Here is a 15,716-nt window from a genome sequence, read left to right on the forward strand (position 1 = left end):
CCCGCGCAGCGGGCAACCAGTCCATGCACACCGCGACACGTCGCCGTGCTGCACACAAGCCCGCAGACTGCCGCCACGTCGGCAGACTGCACGCAGCCGGGCCGGCTGGTTCATGCACGCTGCCCCCGCCGTTGGCGGTGGAGAAAGGCGGCTTTGCCGCTACGCAGCCGGCGCGGCCGTCTGGTTGTGCCGCCTGCGGCGGCCGTAGGGCGCTCGCGTTCCGCGCCCGCCCTTGGTGGCATGTCGTCATCGTCCGGTGGCGTTGCTCCACTGCGCACCTTTCGCCTGCCCTAGACGGTAGTCCAGCCATGCCGTCGCTCCAAGGGCCGGGCAAGCCCTGAAATCCTCACCCGTTCGCACTCGCTGCGCTCGCTTGCGCTGCGGCTTCCGGTTTCTCCCTTTCCGCGCCGTCCTGTCCGGCCCACCTACGGGCAATCACGGCGAAAGGCACTCAGCGGAGCAAGGTTCAACACCACAGGAGAAATGCGACATGACTCACCAACAAGTTCAGTTTGAAAAGCCGGCTCAAGCATCTAGCAGAGCAGAGGTTGAAGACCAAGACCAATTCACCACGGATGAACTGCACGAGCTGGATTACGCGCTGGCGAACCTGATCCAAGACAAGGCCGACTACTGCGCGAACGAAGAAGGCACCGCCGAGCACATCGAACGACTGGAGGCGCTGCGCGCGAAAGTCGCTTCCCTGATTTCCCTTTCCCTTTAATTGGAGAACACACCATGAATAGCTACGAAGCCAAGCAAGCCGCCCGCAAGGCCCGTTTCGAGGAACGCGCCGAGCAGGCCAGCGCCGAGAGCGCGAGCACCTATAACCGCGCCCGAGACATGGCCCAGGCGATCCCCTTCGGCCAGCCGATCCTTGTCGGCCATCACAGCGAGACGCGCGACCGCAACTATCGTGACCGCATCCATACCACCTATGGCAAAGCCTTCGCTCTGCAAGACAAGGCCAAGCACTACGAGCAGAAAGCGGCGAGCGTGGGCACTGGCGGCATTTCGAGTGACGACCCCGAGGCCATCGAGAAGCTGCGCGCCGAGCTGGCGAACGTCGAGCAGGCCCAGGAGCGCATGAAGGCCGCGAACAAGGCCATTCGCACCCACAAGACCGAGGAAGCGCGCATTGCCGCACTGGTGGCCCAGGGCTTGACCGAGGCCCAGGCGGCCGAGCTGCTGAAACCGGACTTCGCGGGCCGCATCGGCTTCCCGTCCTACGCCTTGAGCAACAACAACGCGAACGCCCGCCGCATCGCTGGCCGCATCGCCGAGCTGGAGAAGCGCCGCCAACGTGTCGATGTAGAGCAGGAGGCCGAGGGCTACACCTACCGCGAGGACACCGAGGAAAACCGCGTCATGTTTGTGTTCCCCGGCAAGCCCGACGAGGCCACGCGCGCCCTGTTGAAGCGCCACGCCTTCAAGTGGTCGCCGTCCCGTGGTGCCTGGGTTCGCCAACTGAACAACGCCGGCATTTGGGCCGGCCAGGAAGTGAAAAAAGCCCTGAATGCGCTTACCAAAGTTGGTGACGTGTAATAGCCAATCTGGTATATTTTGGATTAGGCGCAGTGTCCAATAGGAAGGCCGGAAGCCCGGCCTTCCCATCCTGAAAGGAGGATGACATGCGAATCATCGACGACCTGATCGTGAAGACTGCAACCGCAATCCTGCGCGGCGTCATGGCGGTTGGAGCTGGCCTTGTCTATGTCCAGTTTTTCGCCCTGACCGTCGCCGTTGCGATGGTCGGCACCACCGCCCTGGCGGTGATTCTCGCCGCTGCCAAGGCGGCCATTTCCGGAGGTTGAACAATGGCAACGAAGAAGGCGCACACCGCCGAGCTGATGAAGCTGGCCGGAGAGCTGCCCGCGCTTATCGAGGGACTGGAAGCGGATATTGCCGCCGTGTCCGCTCGCATGGCCGAGCTGAAAAAAGCCGGCCTTGTGTACGCAAGCGAGCACTGGCGCAAGGACGCGAACGACGAGCCGAAATACTTCTATCTGCTGTACCCGCAGAAGCACGGCGAGCCGCGCCGCCGCGACTACATCGGATGCGATGCGGCCAAGATCGCCGAAGCCCGCGCCGGCATCGCTCGGGCCAAGGAATACGACGAGCTGGCCGCCCGCCTGTCCAGCCTGTCGGGCCGCGTCCACCACGTCGCCGGCACGCTGCAAGACGCCCGCCGCTACCTCACCAGCAAACGCTAACCCCGCCAGCCACGGAGGCAACGACCCATGACCACCACCCTGACCCTGCCCGATGGATTCACTGCCAAGGCGCTGGACGCCGCCGCGTCCGCGCTCGATGCCGTCGCGGCCGGCCTGCCCTTCCAGGTCGATGACCTGATCGCCGGAGCGATGGCGCTCGAATGGATGACGACCAACACCACGCAGCCGGCACAGACCTATGACCTGCTGCACCGTGTCCGCGTCCTCGTGAACGACCGAGGCTTCGCCCGGACGAGCGAGGGACGCGCAGAAGCTGGCCGGCTGGTGCCGATGGTGCGCGCCCTGCGGGCCGAGCACTGACCCGCCACCGGCCGGGCGACCCCCGGCCATTTTTACCCCTTGCACGGTAATAATAGTAATAGTATTATTACGACTACAACGACGAAAGGAGCGCCGAGTCATGGCACTGAACCAGGAAATCAAAGAACGCATCTTTGCCGCCGCCGATGAACTGCACGCGGCCAGCCCGAACGGCGAGTTCCCGAACGTCGAGGCCGTTCGCCAACTCAGCCGCGCCGGCATGAACAACGTGGTCGAGGCGATGAAGGAATGGCGGGCCAAGCAGCGCAAGCAGGTGCAGGCCGTCCGCGAGCCGCTGCCGGCAGAGCTGCACGGCGTCTTGCAGACGGCCGGGCAAAGCCTTTGGGAGACGGCGCAGCAACTGGCGAACGAGTCGCTAGAGGCTGCGCGGGCCGCCTTCGAGGCCGAGAAAACCGACCTCACCGAGCTATCGGCGCAGCAGTCGGCCGCGTTCGAGGCGCAGACAGGCGAGCTGGAAGCCGCCCAGGCCCGCATTGTCGAGCTGGAAGCCCAGGTCGCCGCCGCCATCGAGCAGCAGCAGAAGCAAGCCGGCGAGCTGGCCGAGCTGCGCACGCAGCACGAAGACAGCCAGCGCCGCGCCACCCTGGCCGAGCAGAAGGCCCAGGAGACGGAGCACCGCGCGGCCGAGCTGCGCGCCGAGCTGGATCGAGCGCACCAGGACGCCGACCGCTTGCGCCAGGAACGCGACGAGGCCAAGGCCCGCCGCGATCAAGCCGACGTGCGCGCCGAGGAAGCCGAAGGCGAGCGCGACGACGCCCTGCGCCAACTGGCGGCCGGCAATGCCGAGCTGGCCGGCCTGCGCGCGAAGATGACCGCCGAGGCCGAGCAACACGCCGAACAACGCAAGCGCGCGGCCGAAGAAGTCCACCGCAGCGCCGAGCGCATGACCAAGGCCGAGAGCGAGCGCGACAAGGCCCGCGATGCCGCCGCCGTGGCCCGCGAGGACGCGGCGAAGCTGCGCGGCGAGCTGGAGGCCGTCAAGACGCAGAACGCCGCCCTGCTGGCCGCATTGAAGCCCGCAGCGCAGCCGAAGCGCCCGCCGAAGGCTTGACCTTCGCCATTGGTGACGCGATCGCAGCCAGGCCCGGGCGGCCGCGTCACCAATCAAACCCCGCCAGCGTGGTGACAGGAAGATCCACCAGGTTGGCCAACTTTGTCACCAGTGGCCGCCCGTAGTGGTGACAGCGCATCGAGCTGGCCAGCTCGCCGGCGTCACCAACGAAGGAGAACAGCATGCAGCACGACCGAACCCGCGCCGCCGTGTCCCGCCAGCTCAAGGGCATGGGTGCGAGCCTGTACGAAGTCGGCATTCGTCACGCAGAGCGCGGCATGCTCAATCGGGAGTGGAGCGAGGCCGACATCATGAAGTCGCTGGACTGGCTCAAGCGCGAGAACTTCAAGGGCTGCGACATCTACGTTCGCCCGGCGCGCTCCGCGCCGAGCCGGCTCATTCTGGTGGACGACTTGAGCATGGGCACTCTGGCCCGGCTCCAGGCCGGCCCCTACCCTGCCGCCGTCACCGTGCAGACCAGTCCGGGCAACTATCAGGCGTGGATCAAGCTGGACGACGACATGCCGGCCGACGTGCGGCGCGAAGTGGCCCGCTATCTTGCGCGCGAGTACGGCGGCGACCCGAATAGCGCCGACTCGGCGCACTACGGCCGGCTGGCCGGCTTCACCAACCGCAAGCCCGAGCATATCGACGCGGCCGGCCGTTCGCCGTTCGTGCTGCTGGACAGCTACAACGGCCGCCCGGCCAGCGGCGCGGCCGAGCTGGTGCAGATCGCGCGAGGCGTGATCGAGCGCGAGCACGAGCAAGCCCGCAGCATGGCCGCGCACGTCCAGCGGGAGGCTCGCAACATGCCCCAGGCCGCGACCAGGACGCCGCAGACGGCCCAGGAGCTGGCCGAGTGGTATCGCAGCCTATGGCACGGCCTGAAAACGCAGTACGGCGGCGACTTCGACGCCAGCCGGGCCGACTGGATGGCCGCCGTCGCCATGTTCCGCAAGGGCTACGCCTTCCAGGACGTGGCCGACGCCATCGCGCAGCACAGCCCAGGCATCGACGGCCGCAAGGGTGCGGCCGTGGCCGACTACGTGACCAGGACAGCCGGCAAGGCCGAAATCTGGCACGAGCTGAAAGCCCAAGGCGCGGAGTACGCTGACGTGGCCGACGCGCTGCTGTCGCTGGCCCAGGATCGCGCACAGAACCGGCCCTAGCTCGCGCTGGCTTGTGGATAAGCCTGTTGATGGCCGAAGTTATCCACGATGAACTTGTCTTGCCCAAGAAGACCAGCCGAATCAAGGGCTTGCGTATCCAATCCACAGAACGACGCGATGAATCTATCTTGCGCCCTGCGATGAAACTGTCTTGCCGCTACGCTGAAACTGTCTTGCGCTGGCGCGGGCAGGATGGCCGCAAAGCCTTGCAGGACAAGGCTTTGCGAGCGTTCGCGCACCCATCCCCCTATAGCTTTTGCCTGTAGGTTTTTCTTTCCTTTATATATTTATTGCCTGTAGTGGGAGCGCCCGGAATTGTGGACATTCCGGCGAGCTGCGGGCCGAGCGGATCACACACCGCCCTCGCGCGGGCCTGCGGCCCTTCGGGGAGAAAGGCGTCTTCGACGCTTGAACCCCCTACCCTACCCTTCCCCCTTTGAACCATCGCCTGGGCGCGCAGACGGGCCGCCTGCGCACGTTCTCGCCCTGGGTGGCCCTACCCCACACGCCAGCGCCTTCGCCCTTCTGGCGGCCTTCTACGGCCTTTTGCGCTGCGCTCACTTCCTGGCTTTCGTTCGCGTGCATGAAACGGCTGTTTTTCCTAGTGCGCTGGTGCGCCGCTCGCGTTTCGTGTTGTTTTCATGTTGTTTTCTACCTGTTGCCTTTTTTGTTTTCTCGGTGTTATACTTCGAGCACGGCCAGCTTCGGCCGTTCAACCAGGAGAAACCGACATGCAGAAGAACGTCTTCGTGGGCAATCTCGCCAAGGCTGTTGTCGTCAGCGGCAACGGTGATCGCGCCGTCGCCCGCTTCACCCTCATTTCCAACGAGTACGCCGGCAAGGACAAGGAAACCGGCGAGGCGCGCGAACGCTCGGTGTCGATCCAGTTCACCGCCTTCCGGGCCAAGGCCGAGGCCATCGCCAAGAACGCGATGAAGGGCGATCAACTGATCGTTGACTACCGCATCGAGAACAACAACTTCCAGAAGGATGGCGAGGACGTGTACGGCTACAACTTCGTGGTGGAGGACTTCACTTTCGGCGCTCCGGGCAAGGAGAAGCGCGAACAGTTCCGGGCGGGCCAATGAATGACGGCCGCCACCCCAAGGATGAGCGAAGCGGAGTTCGCCCGCGTCGCTGCGACGTGTAGCAAGTGGTCGGAGCGTTCCTTGGGTGTAGCGCGTGCCCTACTGGTCGATGGTGTGCCGCTGTCCGATGCGGCAGCGGCGCACGAAATGTCCAGGCAGCAGGCGAACGTCGTTCGCAACCGCTTCATGGCGAAGGCCGAGAAGCAGCGCGTCGATGCGTTCATGGCACGCGAGAAGCCCAAGCTGGCCGCCACCGTCTTGGAGCCGTTCGACCAGGACATGCGAACCCTACGGGACAAGGGCTACACGATCCGCCAGATCGTCGCATTCCTGCGCGAACAAGGCATTGAAACCTCAGTGACAACCGTCCGCAATTTCTTGAAGGAGTAACCGGGCATGAAAACGCTAGTTCTTGCGAACCAGAAAGGCGGAGTCGGCAAGTCGGCCGTCGCCGTCCAGTTCGCCTATTACCTCGCCGACGTGCTGAAAAAGCGCGTCCTCGTGATCGACTTCGACCACCAACGCAACACGTCGAAAGCCATCCGCACGGGCGGCCTCGCCACCGTGTCCCCCATCACCAGCAGCCGCCTTCTGACCTCGAAGACCGACGCCGCGAGCATCGAGCACGCTGATTTTGTCTTGGTGCCCGGCGATGCCGAGCTTATCAAGATGGAGAAGCAGGCCGCCGAGCACAACAAGTTCGCCACGAACCTTTACACGTTCCTGGCCGACATCGCCGACCGCTTCGATGTCTGCGTCATCGACACGAACCCGAACCCGGACATTCGCCAACTGGCGAGCCTTGTCGTCGGCGACTTCGTGCTGTCGCCGCTCCAGCTCAACCAGGAAGCCATCGACGGCATCGGCGACTTGCTGAATCACGACAACATCGGGATTCGCAAGATCAAGGCGACCATCAACAAGAAGCTGGAGCTGATCGGCATCCTTCCCAACATCGTGGAGCCGACCCCCTTCCAGCGCGAGAACCTGCGCGACCTGTCGGCCGCCTTTGCCAAGCTGCTGATTCCCCTCGGTGCCGGCTTTGCCGCCATCAAGAAGACGACCGCCATTCCAGAAGCGCAAGCCGCTGGCCTGCCCGTCTGGAAGCTCGGCAAGAGCAGCGCCCGCGAAGCCTGGGCGCACATCCGCCCGGTGTTCTCCAAGATCGCCACGCAAATGGGAGTTGAGTAATGGCCCTTGACCTGTCCGCACTGGAAGAAAAGCCCGTCCCGTCCGGCCCCGCTGCCGCGCAGCCGGACGGCAAGGCGATGCGCGTCAAGCTGACCGACATCGAACCCGATCCGAACCAGCCGCGCACCGAGAAGAAGCCGGAGGAAATCGAGGAAATCGGCCAGAACATCAAGGAACGGGGCGTGAAGCTGCCCATTTCCGTGAAGCCGCACCCGACGAAGCCCGGCAAGTGGATCATCAACGACGGCGAGCTGCGCTATCTCGGCTCGGAGTGGGCCAAGGTCGAAGACATCCCCGTGGTTGTCGATGAAGACTTTGACGACTTCGACCAAGTGAACGCGAACGAAAAACGCTTCGCGCTGCGCCCGATGGAACTCGCCAAGTTCATCAAGCGCAAGCTGGACGAAGGCGTGAAGAAGGGCGAAGTCGCCCGCCGCCTGGGCAAGCCGGCGAACGCCATCACCGAGCTGCTGGCACTGGTCGAAGCGCCCGCCTGCATCGAGGCCGTCTATACGTCCGGCCGCTGCACGTCGCCGAAGACTCTCTATGAGCTGCGCGCACTCGCCGAGAAGTTCCCCGAGCAGGTGCAGGAGTGGTGCGACACGGCCGAGGACATCACGCGCCGGAGCGTGGCCGACCTGGGCGACGTGCTCAAAGGCAAGAAGAAGCCAGCCGCTCCCCTGCCCTCGCCTGCCGACGCTGGCGGCACCGACACGGGCGGCGGCGCTGGAGCTGGCACCGAAGGCGGCGACGGCGACCCGGAAAAATTTCGTCATGACGAAATTCCGGGCGACAACCAGGGCAGCACCGACAAGCAAGGCACCGAGCCGAAGGCCAAGCCGAAGGCGACCCCCGGCACCGATGGCGGCACCGATGGCGACGACACGGGCGCGGGCGGAACCGAACCCGGCGACCTGGGCGAGTTGACCAGTTGGCCGCGTGGCAAGGCCGTATCCGACCCGGACGCTATGAAAAAGCCGCTGTTGCTGGTCGAGTACGAAGGGCGCGCGGCGGCTGTCCTGCTGAATCGTCGGCCGACCACGCCCGGCCTGATTCGCATCCGCTACGAGGATGGCGGCGGCGATGATGAAGTCGATGCCGGCCGCTGCAAGATCAACCTCTTGACGGAGAGCGACAAATGAACCGGCACAGCGGCGCAGCCGCCTTTCCCCACCCCGCCCGCAAGGGCGGAAGGGGGCGGCGTGCTACATCGTGGCCCGGCCGTGCCTGGGCTGTCCTGGCCGCGCTGATCGTCTGCGGGCTGGCCGTGGCGTTTGCTGTCGGCAGACAGCAAGCCCACGCAGCGCAGCCGGAGGAAGCCTGCGACCTTCACTTTTCCAACGGCACGACCCTGGCGGGCGTGCCCGTTGCGAAAACAGTCGAGCAGCAGGCGAGGGGACTTGCCAAGCGCGACGACGTAGGGCGGGGCATGTTGTTCACCTGGGCGAAGGCGGAACCGCGCGTGTTCTGGATGCGAGACACCCGCGTTCCTTTGTCCATCGGGTTCTTTGACGACACGGGGCTTTTGTTTGCCATCGAGGACATGCAGCCGGAAACCGACGACTATCATTTCTCGATCAAGCCAGCATCCGACGCGCTGGAACTTGCACGAGGGCAGTTCCAGGCGCACGGATTGAAAGAGGGTGTCCGACTGACCGGGCGAACTTGTTCACCGCTGTAGGCCACGTTTCGATGCCAAGCAAAAGCCGCCGTAAGGCGGCTTTTTCGTTCCCATCACGAAATTCTTCCGTGAGTGTCGGGCGCAAGACCGCGTTTCCCGACAAAAGAGGGCCAAAACTTCGTCATGACGAAAAGAGTGTGGGGGGGTGTGGGCTAATGCAGGATAGGCTAACGCCGGTATTGTGTGCTACACTACGTTTGCACATTGACCCCCCCACCCCGATTAGGAGGCACCTATGCCGCGCAAGGCCGAGATTGGGGCGACACGAGATAGCTACGTATATCGTCTTCGCGTACCCGCTCCGTTGAAGGCGCAATGGGACGAGCATTGCGCCAAGCAAGACAAGAATCCGTCCGTGGTGATGCGGGCGCTGATGCGCTACATCATCCAGGACGACATGCCGCCCGACGTTCGCCGCTGGATTGCAGAGCAAACCGAGGGCGAGCCGGACGACGGGCCGAAAGAACGCCTTGAAGTCCGTTTCACTCCGACCGAGTTCCAGGGCATCACGGCCCGTTCCGAGGCCGAGGGCTGTTCGCCGCAGCGTTGGGTTATCAACTGCGTGCGCGCGAGCCTCACGCACGAACCGCAGTTCACGATGGAGACGACGAAAGCCCTATGGGAGTCGTCCTGCCAGCTTCGGGCCATCGGTCGGAATCTGAACCAGATCGCTAAGCGGTTGAACGAAGGCAAGCCGGCGAACATCAAGACCGAGCAGATAGAGAAGCTGGCGACGTACATCTACCGGCATACCGATAAGGTGGCGGCCGTACAGGACGCCAGCCTTAGCCGTTGGGGCATCCAGGTGAAGGGGGCCGGCGATGGCGAAGCTTGAGATTGACGGCGTTATCAAGGATTGGGGCGAACGCGCGGATTACGGCCGCGTCCAGGGCCGCAAGGGTAAGAACATCGCGGGCGGGCGCTATGCCAAGGCCGCGCCGACCAAGAGGCCGGCCGGGCGTGAAAAGCTGGCGGCGACCGTGCGCAAGGCTCCCGAAGTCATGGTGAAGATTTCGGGCGGCGGTAAGGACATGCGCAGCATCAAGGCGCACATGGACTACATATCGCGGAACGGGGCCGTCGAGCTGGAGGACGAGCAGGGCAGGGTTCACCAGGGCAAGGAAGACGTGCGAGCTGTCCGCGACGACTGGCGCGGCGGTGGCATCCCCTACGAGGGTGGCAAGAAGCGCGAGGCGTTCAACATCGTGCTGTCCATGCCGCCCGGCACCGACCGGGCTTCGGTGAAGAATGCAGCCCGCGCCTTCGCGGCCGAGCTGTTCGGCAATCACCAGTACGTTTTTGCCGCACACGACGACGAGAAGCACCCGCACGTTCACCTAGCCGTCAAGGCTGTTGACCTGGACGGCGTGAGGCTCAACCCGCGCAAGGCCGACTTGCAGCACTGGCGCGAGACGTTCGCCGAGAAGTTGCGGGAGCAGGGCATCGAGGCCAACGCAACGCCCAGGAAGGTGCGGGGCGTGGTGCAGAAGGCCGAGAAGCAGGCCGTCCGCCACATCGACCGAGAACGCGCCAAAGGCAGGCGCAAGGCACCGGCCCGCGTGTCCGCCTCGCAGCGTGAGGCGGCCGAGCTGGAGGCGAGGGCAGGGCGCAAGCACGTCAACCCGGCGCACGACAACATCATCGCGCAGCGCAAGAGCGTGCAGCACGATTTCGGCACGGTGGCGCGGGCGCTGGCAACCGGCGACCAGGACGACAAACGCCTAGCGGTCGAGGTTGTCCAGTTCGTCAAGCAGATGCCGCCGATTAAGACGCGGCACGCGGAGCAGGTCGAGGCGTTGCAGCGGGCAACGGTGCAGCAGGGCGGGCAGGGCGTCGAGCAGACGCAGCAGCCAGGGAAGCCAAGCCCGGAGCAGGGCAGGGCAGAGGATAAGGGGCGCGGGCGTTGATGGTGACAGGAAGATCCACCAGGTTGGTGGATTCTGTCACCAACGGCCTTGACACGAAGCGAAGATTGCCATCGACCGGCGCATTGTCCGCGAAGGGCAACCCGGAGATTCGCAGCCTATCGGCGATTCTCAAGACGATGGGCCTGCGTCTCGCGGTGCAGCCCATCCAGCACCCGGCAGCGCACGCCTGAACGCCGCGCCGCGTTGGTGACGCGGCCGAGCTGGCTAAGGAGCTGCGGCTGTCGCCAAAGAAGAAGCGCGGCAATGCCGCGCTTCTTCTGGCCCTTGAGGGGCGTACTACTTCTCGGGGTAGCTGGTGCCGTCGATTTTGACCGAGGCCCACCCGGAGATTTTTTTGGCGGTCTTCACGGCCTTGTCGAAATCCTTGTGCGTGTCGCGCAGCAAGTCGCCAGTGCGGGCATTCCAGAAGTGGCCGCCCTCGTCCTGATAGCCTTCTGGTAGCTTGTCGCGCAAAGCGTTCATACGCTTCTGCACGTTGGCTGTCATCTGGTAGGCGATCATCACGGCGTTGTTCACTTTGACGAGTGATTCGGGCGTCAGCAACTCTGCACCGTCGAACACGTCGTAAATCACCTTCGTGTAGCTTTGCTGCGTTGACAAGAACCGCTCGGCTTCTTGCTGGAGCGTGACCAGCTCGGCGACGAGTTCAGGCGTCAGGGCGGGAGCTTTCGTGTCCGTCATGTCGCTTACTCCTGGCCGGCCGGGCTGTCGAAAAACGACGGCCCAGGCGAAGCATCCACTACCGTGAACGAATAACCGAAATCATCATCGTGAGAGCTGCCTTTCACGTCACCGGCTCGAAGCCGCGCGAGCACGGTTTCGAGCTGGTCGATGATGGCGTTACGGTCGCTATGCCGGGTTCCTTGCAGCCGGACGACAACCTGCTGCAACGGGTAGGCATGTTCAACCCATTCGGCACTTGTCATTAGTTTCCACCTCCCCAGGAATTGCGGCGGCGTTCCTCGTCCTCGCGGGCGATGCGCTCGTTGTATTCGCGCAAGGCTTGCTCGTAGTTAGCCGGATCGACCCAGAAGCCGCCACGCTCGGGCGTGCCCACGTAGCGGGCCGCCACGCCTTTCAGATCGGTGTAGGCGTTGTTGTTGTAGGCCGTGCAGTAGCTCGGCATCGCGTTGCTGACGATTCGCACGTCGCTGTCCCAATTCCAGACCATCAACGACGCATTGAGCGAGGCTGCATCGCAACGGCCTGCACCGTTGCTGATGTCGTTCACGAGCTGGCGCATCTTCTCGTCCTGGCTCGCGGCCGGGCACAGGTTCAGGAAGTTGCGGCGCGCTTTCAGCGTGTCCGACAGCTTCTTGTGGCTGATCGAGAAGTACCGCTTCAACGACGGCGCGCACTCGCTCGGCCGCGTGCCGGAAGACAAGCACAAGACGGCTTCGCACGCGAGGCGCACGTCGCCAGTGAAAAGGCCATCGTCGGCCTGGGCCGCCGTGGCGCTGAACATGCCCGCGAGCGCGAGCGGCAAAAGGGCGAGCTTCTTCATAGTCGATTCCTCCTTACTGGTTGAAAACCTCGATTTCCACGCGGCGGTTCTGCGCGCGGCCAACGGCCGTGCCGCCTTCCGCTACATGGTCGCCACCCGACAGGTAGTTGACCGATACCTTCGTCGCGGGAACTCCACGGGCCACCAAGTAGTTCATGGCGGCTTGTGCGCGCTTGAGCGCGATACGCTCATCGCCAGCACTCGGGCGCTCGGCATCCGTGCGGCCCCTGACCTCGATCCGGCGAACATTCGCCAGGAGCGGCAGAAGCTCGGCTTCCTGGGCCGCCGTGGGCTGGAAGTGTGCCGAGTTGAAAGGGAAGTGAACCGTGACCGTGTGCGAAACCGGCGCGGGCGGCGGCGCTGGATGCACGACGGCCGGCACTGCGGCCGGCCGGCGTTCCAGTTCTCGCACTCGTTGCTTCGTTTCGGCCAGATCGGCCCGGAGGGACAGCACCGAGGCGGTTTCGGCGTCATTCACCGCCGTGCGGTTCGTGCCGTCCACGGTCGGCGGTTTAGGTGGCGTCGAGCACGCGGCAAGCATGGCGGCACAACTGATGATGACCAATCTACGCATTTTGAACCCCTTAGTTGGTGACTTTTGCGAACCAAAATTATACATCTTGGTAGCGTTTGAGGATAGGCGCGGCGCTGAAATTGTCTTGCCCGACATGCGTCGAGCTGTCCAGGTCGGCCGACGTGTCGGCATTGGTGACAAACAGATCCACCAGGTTGGATGCGTTTGTCACCACACACAGGAGCTGCGCAGCGTGCCGATGGTGACGGCCGCCGCGCCTGGCCGGGCTGGCCGTGTCACCACGTCCGGGCGATTGGTGACGGATCTCGCCGGCGCGGGCGGCGGAACTGTCACCAACGAAAGAGGCGGGCAAAAAAATGGTGACATCGAGCGCGCATCGAGGCGGCCGCGGTGTCACCATCAATAGATTGGCGCTATCAGAATCCGCCGGTCATTTTACATAATCTATATTATACGTAGTAGGCTAAAGCCTTGTCGCACAAGGCTTTTTGCCATTTTCAAGACAGTTTCAGCGCGTTATACGAAGTGCCAGATCAAGGTCAGGATGCCGCCGACAACCGCGACCAAGAACAGCACCATGAACACCCGGAACAGCAGCTCGCCGATGTAGCCGATGACGTAGTAGCCGACGCCTGCAACCACGAACACGCTGGCGAAGCGCGCCCACTTGGGCAACGCATCGCCAACACCGAAGAACATCGCAATGCAGGCGGCGACAAAGAACACGAAGCAGCCGATGACGGCGTAGAAGCCGGAGAAGTCGAACAGCTCCGGCCTGTCCGGCACGTCCGCGTTCATGGCCTCGACGGAATCGTAATAGCCGATGGTGCCGTCTGTCCGTCGCTTCGAGTACCGCGTCGCCATCCCGTCTTACCTCGTCCGTTCAGGCGTGGCGCGAGTACGCGCCGGCCGGCATCGACTGATCCAGTCGTGCGGCCAGTGTGGCGACTACCGACGCCCGCGTGTTGTCGCTGGCCGGCAGCGCATCGCCAGCCAGAGCCGCGACCGCCTCGGGCGAGGCGGTGCGGATGTAGTGCAGCACCAGGGCCGGCGCGTTGTCCAGCAGAGCCTTTTCGAGCTGGTCGGCCTGTTCGTTCCAGAAGTCCATCGTCGTATCTCCAAGGGTGAATTAGCGGGTGCGCTCGGCGTTGCGCTCGACCTGCGGCCGGCTGCGCTCGGGCTGCTGCTGCGTGGTCGGAGCGGCCTTGTCGTACACCGGCACCGAGGGCACCTTGCCGGCCTTCTCGCGCTGTTCCAGCCGCTCGTTGATGGCCTTCATGATCGCGTCCCGCTGCTTCGGGTCTTTGACCTTCTCGGCCAGCACCTCAGCGGCGACAGCGGCCACCACCTTGGCCTTGTCCGACCGCTCAGGCGCTTTTTCAGGCTGCGGCGCGGCCTGGGCCTTGCCGGAGTCCTGTTGCGCGCCCTGGCGGCCTTTCTGCGCGTCCTGGCGCGTCTGCGTGGCCTCATGCTCGACTACGTTCTTCGAGCGCAGATCGCGGCGGGCTTCCAGCTCCTTCAAGTCCTTCTCCTGCGGCTTGAAGCCGCGAACCTCGATGCCGCGAAGGTTCGCTTCCATCCAGACTTCGCGCTGGAAGTCTGGATGACCGGAAACGCGAATGGTCTTCCAGCCCTTCGCCTCGGCCATCGTCGCCATCGCGTGCGCGACACGCTCATCGTTCGACGCGGACACCATGCGCGGGCCTTTGTCCTTGAAGGCCACGCGCTGCGGCTGATCCTTGAAATGGAACTTCGCGCCGGAGACGCGGAACTGCTGGTGAACCTGCTGCATGAGTTCCACTTGCCGGTTCTTCTCGCGCTCGGTTGATACCTGTTCCGGGTAGGCGGTATCCGCGCCCGTGCGCTCGGCGATGCGGTTCGCGTCGTCTTGCTCCTGGGCCTTCTCGGACAGGTTTTCAACCTTGATGCGCTTGCCCTCGGCCTGCTGCCCGAGCTGGTTTTGCTCGGCCGCTAGACGCTGCTGCTTCTCGACCTCGCGCATGCGCGCCACGCGGGCAAGCGCCTCGTCCACGTTGATTTCTTCGAGCTTTTCAGGCTCGTGCGAAACGACGTTCTTCTCGGTCGGGTCATCCGGCTGCATGCGCTCGAACTCGGCTTGCTTCCGTTCTTCCTTCGCTGCCACGCGCCGGGCGTTTTCCTCGGGGGAAAGCCCGTATTCGCTCGCCAGGGCAGAGCCTTTCAGCGTGCCCTTGTCGGCGTCCGCCTCGCGGATCGCCTTCGCGTTCTTGTCGCCGACTGCGTTCTCCAGGTCGATGTCATCAAGACCCTTGAGCTTCGCCACGGTCTTGTTGTCCATCGTGAACGACACGTTGTAGGCCGGCTGGCCGTCCTTCTCCGTGCGCTCGTAGCGGATGGCCGTCGCGGCCTTGTCGTCAATCTGCGTGACGCCGACCGATGGGCCGCGCATCGCGTCGTCCAGCTCGGCCGCGCGCTTGGCCTGGGCGATTTCCTTCTTCCAGGCCAGATCGGCATACGCCGGAGGCGTTGCCCAATCGGGCGCGTTGTCCTTCCAAGCCTTGATTGCCTTGTCGTCGTCCACGCGCGCCAGGGTGTCCAGGTCGTCGTACAGCTTGTTGTCCAGGTTCGGAGCCTTCACCGGATGATCCGGCCGGGCCTTCTCCCAATCGGCCTGTTTCAGTCGCTCGTTGACCGACTTTTCCAGGGCTTCCATGTAGCCCGCGCGAAACTCGGCATCGCCCTTGTGCGAGTCCGGCAGCGTCTTGACGAACTTCTGTTCGCCGTTCGCGTAGGTGGCATGCACCTGCGTGTCGGCCATGATGCGGCCGAACCGGCCGCCCGGTGCCTCGGGATCGTTCTGCGAGTGAATGACGGCCGGCCGGTCGGAGCGTTCTTCATTGAAGAACGCCGCGCCGGCTTCCTTCGCGTCCGTGAACTGCTGCTGCTTGTTCGTGCGCGGGTTGTGTACCGTGTAGATTTCAGCCATGTCCGCGCCCCTTATCGCTCGATGCCTTTGTCAGCCTGCTTCGCAGGCT

At 64.1% G+C, this 15,716-nt stretch carries 23 protein-coding genes and 1 pseudogene; 15 read left to right on the forward strand and 9 right to left on the reverse strand.

All coding sequences use genetic code 11. From position 1 onward, the window contains the following. Positions 1-490 precede the first annotated feature (490 nt). From KIT86_RS20975 to KIT86_RS21000, 6 genes are all read left to right on the forward strand, one after another. Positions 491-724: a hypothetical protein gene (locus KIT86_RS20975; RefSeq protein WP_297401999.1), complete on the forward strand. Its 234-nt coding sequence runs from the start codon at positions 491-493 to the stop codon at positions 722-724. A gap of 14 nt (positions 725-738) precedes the next feature. Further along, positions 739-1,545 (forward strand): DUF3560 domain-containing protein, encoded by an 807-nt coding sequence (locus tag KIT86_RS20980; protein WP_297402001.1) that lies wholly within the window; start codon positions 739-741, stop codon positions 1,543-1,545. 86 nt (positions 1,546-1,631) lie between these two features. After that, positions 1,632-1,814 carry a hypothetical protein gene (locus tag KIT86_RS20985; protein WP_297402002.1) on the forward strand — a complete coding sequence of 61 codons (183 nt, stop codon included), beginning with the start codon at positions 1,632-1,634 and terminating at the stop codon, positions 1,812-1,814. A gap of 3 nt (positions 1,815-1,817) precedes the next feature. Next, positions 1,818-2,213 carry a hypothetical protein gene (locus tag KIT86_RS20990; protein WP_070697979.1) on the forward strand — a complete coding sequence of 132 codons (396 nt, stop codon included), beginning with the start codon at positions 1,818-1,820 and terminating at the stop codon, positions 2,211-2,213. A 27-nt stretch (positions 2,214-2,240) separates the two neighbouring features. Further along, positions 2,241-2,534, forward strand: coding sequence for a hypothetical protein (locus KIT86_RS20995; protein WP_297402006.1), 294 nt, complete (start codon positions 2,241-2,243; stop codon positions 2,532-2,534). Positions 2,535-2,634: 100 nt separating this feature from the next. Then, entirely contained in the window at positions 2,635-3,606 is a 972-nt protein-coding gene (locus KIT86_RS21000) for a DNA-binding protein (RefSeq protein WP_297402008.1), read from the forward strand. A 46-nt stretch (positions 3,607-3,652) separates the two neighbouring features. Here KIT86_RS21000 and KIT86_RS21005 read toward each other — a convergent pair whose 3' ends face one another. Continuing rightward, the gene (locus tag KIT86_RS21005; RefSeq protein WP_158014638.1) at positions 3,653-3,790 is read right to left on the reverse strand and encodes a hypothetical protein; all 138 of its coding nucleotides are present in this window, start codon (positions 3,788-3,790) and stop codon (positions 3,653-3,655) included. On the opposite strand from KIT86_RS21005, the gene KIT86_RS21010 reads away from it, so the two are divergent. The 9 genes and pseudogenes from KIT86_RS21010 to KIT86_RS21050 form a co-directional block, all read left to right on the forward strand. After that, positions 3,789-4,775 carry a RepB family DNA primase gene (locus KIT86_RS21010; protein ID WP_297402012.1) on the forward strand — a complete coding sequence of 329 codons (987 nt, stop codon included), beginning with the start codon at positions 3,789-3,791 and terminating at the stop codon, positions 4,773-4,775. The two genes, KIT86_RS21005 and KIT86_RS21010, sit on opposite strands and share 2 nt — an antisense overlap. A gap of 731 nt (positions 4,776-5,506) precedes the next feature. After that, on the forward strand, positions 5,507-5,863 hold the full coding sequence (locus KIT86_RS21015) for a single-stranded DNA-binding protein (protein WP_070697982.1): 357 nt from the start codon (positions 5,507-5,509) through the stop codon (positions 5,861-5,863). Further along, on the forward strand, positions 5,864-6,253 hold the full coding sequence (locus KIT86_RS21020) for a hypothetical protein (protein WP_297402016.1): 390 nt from the start codon (positions 5,864-5,866) through the stop codon (positions 6,251-6,253). Positions 6,254-6,259: 6 nt separating this feature from the next. Further along, entirely contained in the window at positions 6,260-7,054 is a 795-nt protein-coding gene (locus KIT86_RS21025; protein ID WP_297402018.1) for a ParA family protein, read from the forward strand. Further along, positions 7,054-8,196 (forward strand): ParB/RepB/Spo0J family partition protein, encoded by a 1,143-nt coding sequence (locus tag KIT86_RS21030; RefSeq protein WP_297402020.1) that lies wholly within the window; start codon positions 7,054-7,056, stop codon positions 8,194-8,196. The genes KIT86_RS21025 and KIT86_RS21030 overlap by 1 nt, the downstream gene beginning before the upstream one ends. Continuing rightward, positions 8,193-8,735 (forward strand): DUF192 domain-containing protein, encoded by a 543-nt coding sequence (locus tag KIT86_RS21035; RefSeq protein WP_297402022.1) that lies wholly within the window; start codon positions 8,193-8,195, stop codon positions 8,733-8,735. The genes KIT86_RS21030 and KIT86_RS21035 overlap by 4 nt, the downstream gene beginning before the upstream one ends. A 235-nt stretch (positions 8,736-8,970) precedes the next feature. Next, positions 8,971-9,570 (forward strand): plasmid mobilization relaxosome protein MobC, encoded by a 600-nt coding sequence (mobC, locus tag KIT86_RS21040; protein WP_297402024.1) that lies wholly within the window; start codon positions 8,971-8,973, stop codon positions 9,568-9,570. Next, a complete protein-coding gene (locus KIT86_RS21045; RefSeq protein WP_297402026.1) occupies positions 9,557-10,642 on the forward strand; it encodes a relaxase/mobilization nuclease domain-containing protein in 1,086 nt (361 codons plus the stop codon). The genes mobC and KIT86_RS21045 overlap by 14 nt, the downstream gene beginning before the upstream one ends. A gap of 83 nt (positions 10,643-10,725) precedes the next feature. Next, positions 10,726-10,833: pseudogene (locus KIT86_RS21050) on the forward strand (addiction module antidote protein); the annotation flags it as partial. Between the two features lie 106 nt (positions 10,834-10,939). On the opposite strand, the gene KIT86_RS21055 reads toward KIT86_RS21050, so the two are convergent. The 8 genes from KIT86_RS21055 to KIT86_RS21090 all read right to left on the reverse strand — a co-directional run bounded on the left by KIT86_RS21055 (position 10,940) and on the right by KIT86_RS21090 (position 15,667). Then, on the reverse strand, positions 10,940-11,344 hold the full coding sequence (locus KIT86_RS21055; protein WP_141762688.1) for a hypothetical protein: 405 nt from the start codon (positions 11,342-11,344) through the stop codon (positions 10,940-10,942). Positions 11,345-11,349: 5 nt separating this feature from the next. Continuing rightward, a complete protein-coding gene (locus KIT86_RS21060) occupies positions 11,350-11,589 on the reverse strand; it encodes a hypothetical protein (RefSeq protein WP_297402029.1) in 240 nt (79 codons plus the stop codon). After that, positions 11,589-12,167: a TrbM/KikA/MpfK family conjugal transfer protein gene (locus tag KIT86_RS21065; RefSeq protein ID WP_070697991.1), complete on the reverse strand. Its 579-nt coding sequence runs from the start codon at positions 12,165-12,167 to the stop codon at positions 11,589-11,591. The genes KIT86_RS21060 and KIT86_RS21065 overlap by 1 nt, the downstream gene beginning before the upstream one ends. 13 nt (positions 12,168-12,180) lie before the next feature. Beyond that, positions 12,181-12,669 carry an OmpA family protein gene (locus tag KIT86_RS21070; protein WP_297402031.1) on the reverse strand — a complete coding sequence of 163 codons (489 nt, stop codon included), beginning with the start codon at positions 12,667-12,669 and terminating at the stop codon, positions 12,181-12,183. A gap of 109 nt (positions 12,670-12,778) precedes the next feature. Then, the gene (locus tag KIT86_RS21075; protein ID WP_297402033.1) at positions 12,779-13,105 is read right to left on the reverse strand and encodes a hypothetical protein; all 327 of its coding nucleotides are present in this window, start codon (positions 13,103-13,105) and stop codon (positions 12,779-12,781) included. A gap of 113 nt (positions 13,106-13,218) precedes the next feature. Beyond that, positions 13,219-13,566: a hypothetical protein gene (locus KIT86_RS21080; protein WP_297402035.1), complete on the reverse strand. Its 348-nt coding sequence runs from the start codon at positions 13,564-13,566 to the stop codon at positions 13,219-13,221. Between the two features lie 19 nt (positions 13,567-13,585). Further along, on the reverse strand, positions 13,586-13,810 hold the full coding sequence (locus tag KIT86_RS21085) for a hypothetical protein (RefSeq protein ID WP_297402037.1): 225 nt from the start codon (positions 13,808-13,810) through the stop codon (positions 13,586-13,588). A 21-nt stretch (positions 13,811-13,831) separates the two neighbouring features. Then, the gene (locus KIT86_RS21090; RefSeq protein WP_297402039.1) at positions 13,832-15,667 is read right to left on the reverse strand and encodes an LPD7 domain-containing protein; all 1,836 of its coding nucleotides are present in this window, start codon (positions 15,665-15,667) and stop codon (positions 13,832-13,834) included. Between the last annotated feature and the right edge of the window lie 49 nt (positions 15,668-15,716).

It is taken from the genome of Hydrogenophaga sp., assembly GCF_026125825.1.
Taxonomy (GTDB): Bacteria; Pseudomonadota; Gammaproteobacteria; order Burkholderiales; family Burkholderiaceae_C; genus Hydrogenophaga.